At 60.9% G+C, this 13,008-nt stretch carries 11 protein-coding genes and 1 tRNA gene; 7 read left to right on the forward strand and 5 right to left on the reverse strand.

Annotated features, from left to right (window positions below; all coding sequences use genetic code 11):
• The first annotated feature begins 22 nt into the window (after positions 1-22).
• Positions 23-724, forward strand: coding sequence for a TVP38/TMEM64 family protein (locus J2744_RS03230; protein ID WP_209544438.1), 702 nt, complete (start codon positions 23-25; stop codon positions 722-724).
• 35 nt (positions 725-759) lie between these two features.
• On the opposite strand, the gene J2744_RS03235 is transcribed toward J2744_RS03230, so the two are convergent.
• Together J2744_RS03235 and J2744_RS03240 are read right to left on the reverse strand one after the other, a co-directional pair.
• Positions 760-1,182 carry a GtrA family protein gene (locus J2744_RS03235; protein ID WP_209544440.1) on the reverse strand — a complete coding sequence of 141 codons (423 nt, stop codon included), beginning with the start codon at positions 1,180-1,182 and terminating at the stop codon, positions 760-762.
• Positions 1,182-2,702 carry a sulfatase-like hydrolase/transferase gene (locus J2744_RS03240; RefSeq protein ID WP_209544442.1) on the reverse strand — a complete coding sequence of 507 codons (1,521 nt, stop codon included), beginning with the start codon at positions 2,700-2,702 and terminating at the stop codon, positions 1,182-1,184. The genes J2744_RS03235 and J2744_RS03240 overlap by 1 nt, the downstream gene beginning before the upstream one ends.
• A 157-nt stretch (positions 2,703-2,859) precedes the next feature.
• On the opposite strand from J2744_RS03240, the gene J2744_RS03245 reads away from it, so the two are divergent.
• Positions 2,860-3,816, forward strand: coding sequence for an alpha/beta fold hydrolase (locus J2744_RS03245; protein ID WP_209544444.1), 957 nt, complete (start codon positions 2,860-2,862; stop codon positions 3,814-3,816).
• A 123-nt stretch (positions 3,817-3,939) separates the two neighbouring features.
• Positions 3,940-4,218 (forward strand): DUF7553 family protein, encoded by a 279-nt coding sequence (locus J2744_RS03250; RefSeq protein ID WP_209544446.1) that lies wholly within the window; start codon positions 3,940-3,942, stop codon positions 4,216-4,218.
• A 40-nt stretch (positions 4,219-4,258) separates the two neighbouring features.
• On the opposite strand, the gene J2744_RS03255 is transcribed toward J2744_RS03250, so the two are convergent.
• Entirely contained in the window at positions 4,259-4,798 is a 540-nt protein-coding gene (locus J2744_RS03255) for a hypothetical protein (RefSeq protein WP_209544448.1), read from the reverse strand.
• Positions 4,799-4,881: 83 nt separating this feature from the next.
• Here J2744_RS03255 and J2744_RS03260 point away from each other — a divergent pair.
• Positions 4,882-4,956 (forward strand) — tRNA-Val (locus J2744_RS03260).
• A 328-nt stretch (positions 4,957-5,284) separates the two neighbouring features.
• Here the strand turns inward: J2744_RS03260 and J2744_RS03265 are convergent.
• Entirely contained in the window at positions 5,285-6,451 is a 1,167-nt protein-coding gene (locus J2744_RS03265; protein ID WP_209544449.1) for an ISH3 family transposase, read from the reverse strand.
• 361 nt (positions 6,452-6,812) lie between these two features.
• Here J2744_RS03265 and J2744_RS03270 point away from each other — a divergent pair, with 361 nt between their 5' ends.
• On the forward strand, positions 6,813-7,529 hold the full coding sequence (locus tag J2744_RS03270; RefSeq protein ID WP_209544451.1) for a hypothetical protein: 717 nt from the start codon (positions 6,813-6,815) through the stop codon (positions 7,527-7,529).
• 316 nt (positions 7,530-7,845) lie between these two features.
• The gene (locus J2744_RS03275) at positions 7,846-11,679 is read left to right on the forward strand and encodes an Eco57I restriction-modification methylase domain-containing protein (protein ID WP_209544453.1); all 3,834 of its coding nucleotides are present in this window, start codon (positions 7,846-7,848) and stop codon (positions 11,677-11,679) included.
• Positions 11,680-11,849: 170 nt separating this feature from the next.
• Here J2744_RS03275 and J2744_RS03280 read toward each other — a convergent pair whose 3' ends face one another.
• Positions 11,850-12,470, reverse strand: a complete 621-nt coding sequence (locus J2744_RS03280; protein ID WP_321169780.1) for an SWIM zinc finger family protein — start codon at positions 12,468-12,470, stop codon at positions 11,850-11,852.
• A 93-nt stretch (positions 12,471-12,563) separates the two neighbouring features.
• On the opposite strand from J2744_RS03280, the gene J2744_RS03285 reads away from it, so the two are divergent.
• Complete coding sequence (locus J2744_RS03285; RefSeq protein ID WP_209544455.1) at positions 12,564-12,800, forward strand: helix-turn-helix domain-containing protein; 237 nt, start codon at positions 12,564-12,566, stop codon at positions 12,798-12,800.
• Positions 12,801-13,008: the final 208 nt, after the last annotated feature.

Consider the following 13,008-nt stretch of genomic DNA (forward strand, 5'->3'; position numbering starts at 1 on the left):
TCTGTCACCCGCTACGACACGAATGAAACTCTTCTCCTCGCGGGCGGACCGCCGGCGGGGCATCGCGGCCGCGGTCGGCATCGCGGTCCTCGCGGTCGGACTCTACGTCCTCGTGAGCCGGTACGCCGGCTTCATCACCGACGCGCAGGCCCTCCGGACGTGGCTCGACCAGTTCGGGATATTCGCCCCCATCGTCTTCGTCGGCATCCAGGCCCTCCAAGTCATCGTCGCCCCGATTCCGGGACAGGTCGTCGCCCTCGTCGCGGGCTACCTCTTCGGCTCGTTCTGGGGCACCGTATACAGCCTCACCGGGGTGCTCATCGGCAGTGCTGTCGCCTTCTCGCTCGCGAAGCGATACGGTCGCTCCTTCGTCGAGAACGTCATCCACGAGGACGTGATCGCCCGCTTCGACGGGTTCGTCGACACCGTCGGGATCCCCGGGCTGTTCGCGTTCGTCATCATCCCCGGGCTTCCCGACGACGCGATCTGCTTTCTGAGCGGACTCACGAAGTGGTCGCTCCCCACGTTCATCGGCGTGATCGCCGTCGGTCGGCTGCCGGCGTACGTGTTGACGGTGTACGCGGGCGGCGAGCTCGCGAGCGGGCGGTTCCTCTCGGCGATGGCACTCGTCGCGCTCGTCGTCGTCGCGTCCGCTGTCGGCTACTACAAGCAGGACGCGGTTCGCGACCTCGTCGAGCGCTTCGAGCCGCGACTCCCCTTCTGAGGCCGCCGCGGTCGGCGCGTTTCGTCGCTCCCGCGTCACCCCCACGTCCACTGCCAGTCGAGGACGAACCGGTACAGCCCGCTGATGAGGATCGCGGGCACGTTCGCGACGAGCGCGATCATCCCGCCCCACTCGACGAGCGCGTAGAGCACGCCGATCTGGATCGGCCACGCGGTCCCGCGAACCAGGTTCGTCTTGAGCAGTCCGCCGAAGTACTCGGACAGGCCGGTGTTCTGACTCGCCCGGAACGTCCACGCGTTGTTGAGTACGTACGAGAGGATGATCGTGATCTCGATGGCGATCGTCGCGGCGAGGAGGTAGTTCAGTCCGGCAACGTTGTCGAACAGCCACAGCAGCGCCAGCTGAATCCCGGCCGTGAGCGCGCCGACGACCACGAACCGGCGCATCTGGACCGCGATCGGCCCGGTCGCGAGGTTCCGCAGCGTCGCTCGGATCATCACTTGTACCCGAGCGCTTCGAGGCGGGCTTCGAGGTCCTCGTCGACCGCTTCGTCGCCGTCCTCGCCGCGCTCGGCGGCGGCCGCTTCCGCCGCCGCGCCGCGCTCGCGGAGCAGCTCCGCGTGGGCGTCGACGACCGGCGCGAACCGGTCGATGACCGCTTGTTCGCGGTCGTCGGAGTCGACCGCGAGGTTCTCCTGTTGGGTCGGGTCCGAGGGGCGGTGGTACAGCTCCCGCTCGCCGGCGTCGACGTTCTCGATGTACGTCCAGTCGTCGTCGCGCGTGCTGACGAACAGGTCGCCGTCGGACAGCGACCGGGGGATCGGCTGTTGGGTCACGTCCTCGCCTCGGACGGTGACCGAGACGACGGGGTCCGCCGCCGGCTCCGTGTCGGGTTCGGGTGCGTCCTCCTCGCCGCGGAGCGCGGGCAGGAGCGAGTCGCCGTGCCACTCGGGTGCGGGGTCGACCCCGAGCAGGTCCGCGACCGTGGGCGGGATGTCGTCGAGACCCACGTGTCCGTCGACGCGGCCGCCGTCGAGTCCGGGTACGTCGGCCACGAACGGGACGTGGATCAGCTCGTCGTACAGCTTCGGATAGTGGGCGAGGTGGCCGTGTTCTTGGAACTCCTCACCGTGGTCACCGGCGAGCAGTACCGCGGTGTCGTCGGCCACGCCCGCGGCGTCTAAGCTGTCGAGCAGCCGTCCGACGCTGGCGTCGACCTGTCGCACCGTCGCCTGGTACAGCGTCCGGAGCTCGCGGAGGGTCCGCTCGCCCACTTCGAGACCGAGGCTCGTCCGGGCGTGCGCGTGGAGCATCTGATGGGTGCCGACGATGCCGTCCGACACCTCGCGGATGTACCGCGGCGCGGGGACGTACGGGGTGTGGGTGTCCATGTAGTGGACCCACAGGAAGAACGGCTCGTCGGCGTTGTCGACGAAGTCGGTCGCCGCGTCCTCGACGTCGAACATGCGCGAGGCGTCGAGGAACGGGCGGTCGTCGCTGTCGCCGCGGAGCTTCGAGCCGAGCCGGCGGACCGGCGAGGTGGCGAGTTGGATCCACGCCTCGACGGTGGGGTGCGCGGCGAGGTACCGGCTGTACACGCTGGAGCCGACGCTGGTGACGAACGGCTCGAACTCGTCGAACCCGTCGGGATACCCCCAGTGGTCGGTGAGGAACCCGTTCGCGGCGTTGAACCCGCCGGTCGCGACGCCGGCGTCGGAGAGCGCCTCCGCGATGGTCACCGACTCGTCGACGCCGATCTCGCCCGTCCGAGCGAACACCGGCTCGGAGGCGAGGATCGAGGGGAACGAGAAGGGCGTCCAGTTGCCCGTCGCGAACGCGCGGTCGAAGACGGTTCCGCCGTTCGCGAGACCGTCGATCACCGGCGAGTGGCGCTCGGAATCGTAGGGGGAGACGGCGTCCGCGCGCAGCGAGTCCACCGTAACGAGGACGACGTTCGAGACGGTCCCCTTCTCGTCCGGCGCGTCCGCGGCTGAAGGGGGCGACGAATCGGATGTCATTGGGTACGAAGCGAATCCCCGGGGAACGCGCGCTCGACGTACAATCCGCCGGGAATCACGGATATACCCGGAACGCCGCCTGCCAGCGGCTTGAGGATTTCGATCAGCGAAGTCGGTCGCGGGTAGCTATTTGCCGGCACCGCCCCACGAAAGTCGTATGAGCGAACCGCCGACGGGACGACACGTCGACGAAGAGGCCCTCTCGGAACCGATCTCCGACGACGAAATTCCGGGGTCTATCCCCGCCGAGTCCCGAGCGATCGAGACGAACGGCGTGCCGCTCCACGTCGTGGAGGCCGGCCCGGAAGACGGGAAGCTCCTGGTTCTGCTTCACGGCTTCCCGGAGTTCTGGTACGGCTGGCACGAGGCGATCGCACCGCTCGCGAACGCGGGCTACCGCGTCGTCGTGCCGGACCAGCGCGGCTACAACTGCTCCGCGAAGCCGCCGGCGGTGCGCGACTACCGGATCGGCGAACTCGCCCGCGACGTCGTCGGCCTGATCGACGCCTACGGGCGCGAAACCGCGGCCGTCGCCGGCCACGACTGGGGCGCCGCGGTGGCGTGGTGGCTCGCGCTCCACCACGAAGAGCGCGTCTCGGAACTGGTCGCGGTCAACGTCCCACACCCGACCGTCTTCGAGCGCGCGCTTCGCACCTCGTGGGACCAGCGGCTCAAGAGCTGGTACGTGCTCGCGTTCCAGCTTCCCAAGCTGCCCGAAGCGGTCGCCCGCGCGGGGAACTGGCGGCTGGCGACGAACGCGTTACGCGACACGAGCGCGCCCGGCACCTTCACCGACGAGGACCTGCGGCGGTACCGGCGGGCGTGGGACCGCGACGGCGCCTTCGAGGCGATGGTGAACTGGTACCGCGCGATCGTCCGCGACCGTCCGGAGCCGGCGCGGACGGAGGTGACCGTCCCGACGCTCGTGATCTGGGGCGCGCAGGACCGGTTCCTCGCCCGCCGGTTGGCCCACGAGAGCGTCGAGCGCTGCGCCGACGGCCGCCTGCTGGCGATCGACGAGGCGACCCACTGGGTCGTCCACGAACACCCGCACCGCGTCGCCGAGGCGATCGCCGACCACGCCGATCCGCTGCCGCCCGGCGCGCGGGAGTGAGGCGCAGACGCCCCGAAACGACTCGGTCGTCGAGCCCGCGAGCGCCCCGTCGGCGGCCGCGCCGAATACTGTCCCCTATTTGTCGCCACAAAGGTTATATCTGCCCTCTACCAAAGGACAGATATGAGCAAGCACTTCGAAGACGCACGGTACTACCTCGGTCGAGCGGCGGAACACGCGAAGGCGGGCGTGGTAGAGGAGCTGGAGCCGGTCGAGGACCGCGTGAAGGAGCTCGTCGGCCGCGAGGATGAGGAGCCGGAACCGGAGCCGTCGCGGCTGGACAAGCTTCAGGCGGACCTGAAACGGCTCGAAGAGCGCGCCGAGGGCGAGGCGCGCGAGGCGGTCGCGGCCGCCCGGAAACGCGTCACCGAGTACCGCGGCCGCGACGCCGCCGAGGAGTAAGGCCTCCGCGGCGCAGCGGCCGGGGGCATCAGCCGACTGACTATCCGATCGGCGCGTCCGCCGACGGTCCTTCCGTTCCGGACGCGTCGATTCCGATCCGATCTGCCGCGGGCACCACCGCGTACTCGATATCCGACTCCTCGAACAGCGACCGCGCTCGTTCGATACCGGCCTGCGCGTCGACGGCTTCCGCCCGGTAGTGACGGATCGGGTGTCGGATCCACGACGGCTCCCTGTGGGCGTACACGTCGGTTGTCGACCGGTCGCGTCCGGTGTACAGCGCGAGGTGGAGCTGGTTGTCGCTCGCGAGCGCGCCCTCCGGGTACCGCACCCAGCTCGCCACCGTCGTCTCCGGGGGCGTCGCGTACGCTCGGTACTTGAGCGAGGAGACGAGGTTGCGGACGAACCCGAGTCGGTGGAGCTGCGCCTCGACGACCGGGTACGGTTCGCGGAGCGTGAACGCGTACTGCTCGCGGGGCGTCTTCCGCTCGGCGTACAGCCCGACGAGCGACAGCGGCGCGTGGAGGAGGCTCGCGACGCCTTGCCGGAGGCGTTCGAGAAAGCGGAGTTCGTGGGTCACGGCGGGGGATCCGTTCGGCTCCGGGATGAAGCTTCGGCGTAAGGTAACTCTTAAGTCCGGAGGTCGGATACCTCCGAGTGCGCGGGTTGGTGGTCTAGTCAGGTTATGACGGCTCCTTCACACGGAGCAGGCCGGCGGTTCGAATCCGCCCCAACCCATCCACTCACTTCGTTCGTGGCGAGTAGTTAACCGCCAGACGGCGGCGTTGTGGTCTTCTTCCCCGTTTCCGACTCACCAAGTCGGCGGTCGGTGTCGTCCAAACCGCTTGACGTGGTCGGCTTCATCTTGGAGTAGTACGCGCGGTATCTATAATCAGTACCTCACAAAGCATCGCCAGTTGAGTTGACCTGAGTCACCTGTTCTGTTGGGATGAGTCGTCGATAGTGGCCGAAGAACGCTAATCGAAGACCGAGCTGCCGCTGTCGGCGGCCACCAGCCGCCGACGCGGCAGCGTTGCCACTCACAAGGCACGTCCTCGGTCGGCGATTACCGGTGGAACCGGTCGTCCGGTGGCCTGTTCGCGGGGACGGCCCGACGTACCGCGAGGGCCGTCCACGCTGCCCGACAGAGCATGTTAATGAACTCCTCAAACGACCAGGACCAGAGGCGACGCCCGCCACGGCGGGGCGTCGCCACATACTCCCAATGGAGATACCGCCACACATTCTGCAAGAGTAGACTAACAACGACGTACAGCAGCCGTACAACCGGATTCTGCGTTGTCGTCGTCACAATACTTTGTTCAGAGAGTCGGTAGCTGGCCTCGATACCGAAGCGTTTCGCGTAGTGGTATCGGGCATCTCGGGGTGTGTCAATGAACGGCGCGTCAGCGGCGTAGCCGTGACGCGCCACTCCGTGCTCGTCGTACCGCCCTTTTTGATAGGTACAGTCGATGTAGACGGGAAACTCGACGGTCCAGCTGTGACCGTCGAGTTTCCCCGTCAGGTCATGTTGGATTACACGGCTCCATCCTTCCGACAGTTCCTGCTTGATCGTCTTTCCCCATCGGACGATCGGCATCACGTACGCATAGTTGTGGGCTTGAAGCAGCGTGAGACACTTGCTATCGTAGAATTCTCGGTCAAGATAGACGGCCTTGACGCCGAGGTCAAGGCCGTCAAGCAGACCAAGAAACTCCACGAGGACACTGCTGGCGGTGTCGCCGTCGACAAGACGGCGCACCGCCAGCGTGTATCGCTTATTCTTCACACGCGCGTAGAGTGTCGCATAGGCGTGGAATGCGGTGGTTCCACGCTTTGCCTCTGAGTGGTAGAGGCCAGCTGTTTCGTCCTTGTCACCGTAGTAGGGCCGCAGGTGGAGGTCTGCGACGACCTCCACCTGCTCGGGGAGAACCTCTAGAACGTCCTTTTGCAGGAGTGCGTTCCCGACTTGTTCAACCGACGTTAGGTCGAACTTCTCGCGGAGGTGGTACAGAATCGTGTTCTGATGAGGAGAGTCTTCACTAGTCTCGCAGAGTTCAGATACCGAGGTCCCGTCGGCGCAAGCGCCGACGAGGACCTCGTAGATATCCTCAGCACCTATTTCAGCATTAGCGCCAAGACCGAGATCAACTTCCTCGTCAAGCGTGTTGACGAGGAAGTTAAGGAGCTGGTCTTCGTGGATTTTACCGTCTGCTTGCTTGGTCTTAGACACACCTTCAGCAAGCAGACCTCTCAACTAACCGGCTTTGTGAAGTACTGATAATGTTTCCCTCGCCCGTAGCAGATTTTCCACCCTATGCGATTCACCGCATCGAGGGGTGTCGTTCCAGTACGGCTTCTTCTCCGTCTCCCCGGAATTATGTGGATGAAACAGCACTCCAGAGTTTGATTCCATCCCGAGTTGATACGGCGATACGCGAATCGGTAAATCGTGCGAAGCGAATCGCATACGCCGACAGAAACGATTATTACGGATGTTCCCGTCTTTTAGAGTGTAGGCGTTTTCTCGCCGTAATTGCTGTCCACGAGCTTGCTCCGTGTAGGGGCCGCTCCGGGCGGCGGAGATTGTCTTTATGGCTACTACGCAGTCACTACCATCCGATTTCGAGCATCGAGCGAAGCAAGTAACCGCGAATCATCCCTTTGCGCGAACCGACGAGCATCTTGACACCCGTGTTGGGGAACACGCGGTCAGCGTTGACGCACAGAACAGCACTTACCTTGACGTCGAGGACGACCAGCTTACCGAACACGCGTCCGACGCACGAATCAACCACTACGCGAAGCTGGAACTGTACAACAGAGGGACGCACAACCTCAAATGGACGGTCGATGAATCCGCAAAGCGAGACAACGACGACTTCCTGTTCTGTGGGTCGCTTACCGACCAAATGGGACTCCCATACTGGATGAGGAAGGCCGTTTGGCGACTGTTCAAGCCGATGGATATGCGGGGGTACGCCCGCTTCGATACGCCGAAAGGCGAACCCGAGTACAAGCAGTATCTCGTTGCGTTCTGTATTGCCGCCGTTCTCTACAACCACTACCTGCCCGAACGGTGCGAGAAGTGGAGGTACTACCCGACAACTGAGTGCTACCCGAGCAAGTCGAAGCGGTATCGTTGTCCCCACTCCCGACTCCGCGCTCAGGAGATGGGTGACGACGGCGACGGGCATCAAGTCATTGAGCGGGTTGCCGACCAGATGGGTTTCACCGAGGAGGATTTGATTTCCTGCTACCAGATGGTGTTGTCCCGACTCCGGAAGTACCTCGAAGATACCGAAGACTGACTTAAAGACGGGAGGGGGTATATACGGTATCTTGTATTATATTAGGTGGCGGAGCTACCCGGTGAGATACCTCCGTGATACACACCGGGGTTCGACTCAAGCGGTTTACCGCATCGAGGGGGTTTGAACACAGGCGAGTGAGACAGAGAGGAAAGAAAACGCCTCGATGCGGTAAAACACAAAGAGCGAAACACAGAGAAGTGAACCAGCAGGGTAAAACACGGCCAACAGTATCGGCAGAACTCCGTCACGACAGTACCCCTACGTTTATGACGATTTCCGCACCAGAATCGAGTAACCGACTCCGGATTCACCAATGTCTTCCGACTCATCATCTGTTCCCACCGAGTTCGTCGCGGACGCCTTCGAGACGACCGTCACCGACGACGAAGCCGACCGCTTCATCCAGACGATTGACGACGCCGTCTCGAACCTCCGCGACCAGATAGACGACGACACGCTCGAAAGCATCCTCCGGGCCGACGCCGGCTCCTACCAGCTCAAGAGCGGGATGACTAAAGACGGCCTTCAGCCTGAATCGTTCACGCAGGAAGCCGTCATTAATCCCCTCCTCGATGCGTTGGGACACGAGTATTCGACCGAAGCCGGCGGACTCTCCGGCGGGCAAACGAAAGTAGCCGATTACACCATCTCCCTCCGCGACCATCCCGAAATAGACTCTACCCGTCTCCTTATCGAAGCCGAACCCATCAACAAAGACCTCGATAGCCGCAAGCACGGCGTCGGGCAAGTCCGGGACTGGCTGAGTCAACGAGAGTTCGAGTCGGACTTCGGCTTCGCCACCGACGGCCTCCGGTGGGTGTTCGTCCGGTACGACCCCGACTCCTACACGCTCAACGTCATCGAGGAGGTGGACTTACAGCCGGTCTTTCTCGCGCTCTTCGAGAACCAAGTCGGCAAACGCGACGACCCCGCGGACGTCCTCTTCGACGCCGACCGCGACCGCGTCCTTCGGCTCGTCCGCACGTTCGAGTACGAGAACTTCGTCTCCATCGCGGGAGACGCCCGCCGCGTCATCAAGGAGAAGAAGGAGGAAATCACCGACGAGTTTTACGACGACTACATCCGGTACGTCTTCGGTATCGTCGGGGGCGACGAAGAGACCGCCCGCTCACTCGTCGGAGACGGCGTCGTCGTTCCCGAGGAAGCGACCGAGGACAACGCCCGACTCTTCGCGGTCGAACTGATGAACCGGCTCGTCTTCATCAAGTTCCTCGAAGACAAGACGCTCGTTGAACCCAACCTCCTCAGCACGCTCAAGGAGACCTACGAGAACGGGATGTACGCCGGCTCGTTCTACGAGTCGTTCTGTCAACCGCTGTTCTACGACGTGATGAACAACAAGCCGGACGACCGCCCGGACTCCGTCCAGAACATCGACCTCTTCCAGAACATCCCGTACCTCAACGGCGGCCTCTTCCGCCCCACGATTAGCGGGGACGACTTCGAGGAAGCGGACTTCGACGTGCGGAACTCGGTGCTGTTCTCCATCATCGACCTCTTGGAGCGGTACAGCTTCTCGGCGGAAGGCGCACCGACCGACCTCGACCCGAGCGTTCTCGGCAACGTCTTCGAGAAGACAATCAACTACATCACGAGCGACAACGCGGACACGAACAAGGAACTCGGGGCGTACTACACGCCGAGCGAGATAACCCGGTTCTCCGCCGAGGAGACTGTCCGCCCGGCTCTGCTCGACCGCTTCCAGACGGTGCTTGTCGAAGAGTGTGACTGGCCGGAACACGAGGCCGAGCGGTTCGACTCGGTGTACGAACTCATCGAGGGGCTTCCCGGCCATATGGGGACAATCGGGCCGCTTCTGGACGAAGTGAACGAGTTCCGCGTAGTTGACCCTGCGTGTGGGAGTGGACACTTCCTCACCAGCGTCCTCGAAGAAATTGTCAACATCCGGAAGGCGCTGTACGCGCAAAACGAAGCCTATCCCGACGAGTATCGCCTGAAAAAGACGACTGTCCTCGAAAACATCTACGGGGTTGACCTGATGGGGCCGGCAGTCGAGATTGCGAAACTCCGGTGTTGGCTCTCGGTTATCTCCGAACTCGAAACCGAGAACGTTGACGACCTTGCGGAGGCCGATGCGCTTGCCCTGCCGAACATCGCGTTCAACCTACGGGAAGGGAACAGCCTCATCGGGTACACAGGCTTCCCGGAAATGAACGGTGACGACCAGTACCGTCTCGGGAGTTTCAGCGGGGACAGCGTCCGCGACCGCTATCAGGGAATCATCGACGAAATCGAGAAGCACGAACAGGCGATTGACACCGAGACTGCCGAGAAGCATCGTCGGCGGGCGTTCGAGAAGCTTCGGGACGCTCGTGAGGAACTGATTGATGATATTCACAGGGACTTCAACGAGGCGGGTGTTGAGGAAATCACTCAACAAGAAGTCGCTGAGATGGAACCCTTTAATTGGGTGCTGGAGTTCGCGGAGGTGTATGCGGAGGGCGGGTTTGACGTAGTCGTTGGAAACCCACCGTGGGACAGACTGAAACCTCTTAGAGACGACTTTTTCTCCCGGTACAAGGCTACATTCCGGACACTTCCTCCGGACGAAAAGGACGCGGTACAGGAGGAACTACTGGAGGATGAACACATCTCGCAAGAGTGGGAGAACTATCTGGACAGTATGGACAAGAGGGCGACGTACTTCAAGAACAGTTCAGCATATGAGCTACAACGACCGGAAATTGATGGGCGGGTAAAACCGAACCCGAACGACCTCTCCGCATTATTCTTAGAGCGTGTTTACAGGATTGCCGATGACGATTCCCACATAGCACAGGTTCTGCCCGGAGTGGTGTTCAACGGAGCATCGTGTAAAGACCTCCGGAGCCATCTACTCGATAAAACCCGGCTAAAAGCCCTTCCAATCTTCGAGAATCACGGTATCTTCGACCAGATTCACGGACAATACAAGTTTGGAGTCGCTGTCTTTGAGAATCAAGGAACGACAGATACTGTAACTGGAATTTATCAGGAAGGGAATGTCGAAATACTCCAATCGTTTGAAGAGAACGCTATTGACATACCTAAAGGTGTTCTCGAATCGTACTCTCCCGAAGCTCGTATCTTCCCGTACATTGAGTCGGAGGAGAAGTTGGAGGTTATCAAGACGCTCATCGAGAAGCCTCCATTGGGAGATAAAACAGCTTCAGATTGGTACATGGAGCCATATCAGGGACTTAGACGGACAAGCGATTCAGACAGGTTCGTTGATGAAGCGGAAGGAGAATACCCGGTCTATGGTGGTAGTAATATATATCAATTCTCCTACACTTCAGATTTCTTCGAAGATATAGATTCCCCCGAGTTCTGGAGTGTTGAGGAGGAGACTGACCCGGAGAGAAGTGCGAAACAGCGTATGCGTGAGAAGACGATAGGCGACCTGAAGAAAGCAATTTACGAAGAGTTCGACGGCACAGGGTCGCAAAAGGGATTCGTGAACGATTTGCTTGAAGAACATCGCGGGAAACCCTTGTCTGAAAAAGACGTTCTCCTTGATAGTACAAGGGCGCGAATTGTTCTGCGGGACATTACTAACTCCACAAATGAGCGGACACTCATTTCAACAGTTCTCCCCGAAGGAATTGTCTGCCACAATACTCTCAGAGCAGTTCGCAACTATAAGATGGAACCTTTCGAGGAAGGACTAACAGAATATCCGTTACACGACTTCTACCAGCCAATATTCACGGACGAAGAGCTATTCGCAGGAGTTGGCCTGCTAAATTCACTCCCCTTCGATTATCTCATCCGAACGAAGGTTGACACCCATATTGTCACCTACAAGTTCAAAGAGACGCAAGTCCCACACCTCTCCGAAGGTGACGAGTGGTTCGAGCAAATCTGGAGGCGGGCCGCTCGACTCAACTGCTACGGCGACGACTTCGAGGAGATGCGTAACCGACTCGGTGGCATTAAGCCGGCGACGACGTTGGACGAACGCCGGAAGGTACAGGCCGAACTTGACGCCGCCGCGTTCCACGCCTACGGTCTTGACCGCGAGCAAACGGCGTTCGTACTGGACGACTTCCACCGCGTTCAGAATCCCCGTCTGATGGACGAGGATTACTTCGAGACAGTTCTGGAGAAGTACGATGAGTTGTGAAAACAATCAATTTCTCTACAATCACCACAAAAAACACGGCAGGATATGGTACGTGAAGCGGCACCTACCGTGTCTCTCGTAGGTCGGCGTAGTGCCGGTTTGTAAGTCTGTGTCACACCTTGATAAGTGTGTCGCGGCTAAATCTTTCAAACCGAAGATTCGCTTAGCGCTTACTCGGGAAGTTCTTTCCTCCCGTCTCTCACGCACGGCCAGCAGGGGAAGTCGTCGGATAATCCCGCACAGTCACACTCGTCGTGTTCTGCCGCATCGAGGGGTTTGGACTCCCCGCCGACTCCCTCGGTTGTAGCCCCACCGTCTGCCCGGAGCTTGTCCGACAACGTCGATGCGTTCGACCGCTCGGAGTTCCCGCTCGGCGTCGGACAGTTTACAGATGCTTCGAGGACGACCGGGCCGCCGACCGTGGCGAGCGCGACCTTGTGCTTACAGTCGTACTTCTCGTTGTACTTGTCCGCCGGACACTCGCACTCCGCCGGAACGAGGACGCCGTCGCGGTCTTCGACGCCGACGAGGTACGAGTGGTCGGCTTTCTCCGCGCCGTAGGAAGCGTTCGTGACGCGAACCAGATGCGGGGCTTCGACCGCGAACTCCCACAACTCCCACGAGACGCGCTTCGACGTCTTCGCGCCGAAGTTCAGGTATTCAACAGCGTTGCGCTTATCTGCCGCAGAGTCGTTTTCTGACATGGCTTTCTGGTATCCACCGAAGGCCACCGTCCGAGTGTTCCAGCACTCGGGCATTCTGACGAAACGAACGCCCCGAAGGACGGCCACCTTCTACCTGTAACCACGTAGTAATTGGTAATAAGCATTCCCCTATTACTTCGTAGTCATAGGATTGAAGCGTCAACGGCTCGAATCCTGTGTATGGAACGCGAACGCGACAACTCCGGGCAGTACGTCGAACAATTGACGGTCGATGCGGTACTCCATGTCTTCGAGGAGGCCGACGTTCCCGTACTAACGGCTAATGAGGTAGCCGACGAACTGGACTGTTCCCGCCCGGCGGCATACAACAAGCTGGAGAAACTGGTCGAACAGGGAGAACTCCTGAAAAAGAAAGTCGGAGCGCGGGCAGTAGTCTATATCCGACTCAACGAGTAGGGGTTAGCGGAGTGAACCCGCTGTAAGAACAAACGACTCGATGCGGTAGAATACTGAGTAAGGACAGTAGGGTATATACACAGTAGGAGAGGGGGAGTTAGAACATTCACCGAGCGCGTCCGCGCGGTATTTAGTAAGTCGCTCAGAGAATTTTCAGGTCTGAGGTCAGGAAAACGGGTTGCTGAAAACGTCGAAATTCGCGGCGTTG

It is taken from the genome of Halorubrum trapanicum (assembly GCF_017873555.1).
Lineage (GTDB): Archaea > Halobacteriota > Halobacteria > Halobacteriales > Haloferacaceae > Halorubrum > Halorubrum trapanicum.

Excerpts from the sequence above, each read along its gene's own strand:
- J2744_RS03230 (WP_209544438.1), top strand. The coding sequence starts at position 23 with ATGAAACTCTTCTCCTCGCGGGCGGACCGCCGGCGGGGCATCGCGGCC.
- J2744_RS03235 (WP_209544440.1), bottom strand. The coding sequence starts at position 1,182 with ATGATCCGAGCGACGCTGCGGAACCTCGCGACCGGGCCGATCGCGGTC.
- J2744_RS03240 (WP_209544442.1), bottom strand. The coding sequence starts at position 2,702 with ATGACATCCGATTCGTCGCCCCCTTCAGCCGCGGACGCGCCGGACGAG.
- J2744_RS03245 (WP_209544444.1), top strand. The coding sequence starts at position 2,860 with ATGAGCGAACCGCCGACGGGACGACACGTCGACGAAGAGGCCCTCTCG.
- J2744_RS03250 (WP_209544446.1), top strand. The coding sequence starts at position 3,940 with ATGAGCAAGCACTTCGAAGACGCACGGTACTACCTCGGTCGAGCGGCG.
- J2744_RS03270 (WP_209544451.1), top strand. The coding sequence starts at position 6,813 with ATGGCTACTACGCAGTCACTACCATCCGATTTCGAGCATCGAGCGAAG.
- J2744_RS03275 (WP_209544453.1), top strand. The coding sequence starts at position 7,846 with ATGTCTTCCGACTCATCATCTGTTCCCACCGAGTTCGTCGCGGACGCC.
- J2744_RS03285 (WP_209544455.1), top strand. The coding sequence starts at position 12,564 with ATGGAACGCGAACGCGACAACTCCGGGCAGTACGTCGAACAATTGACG.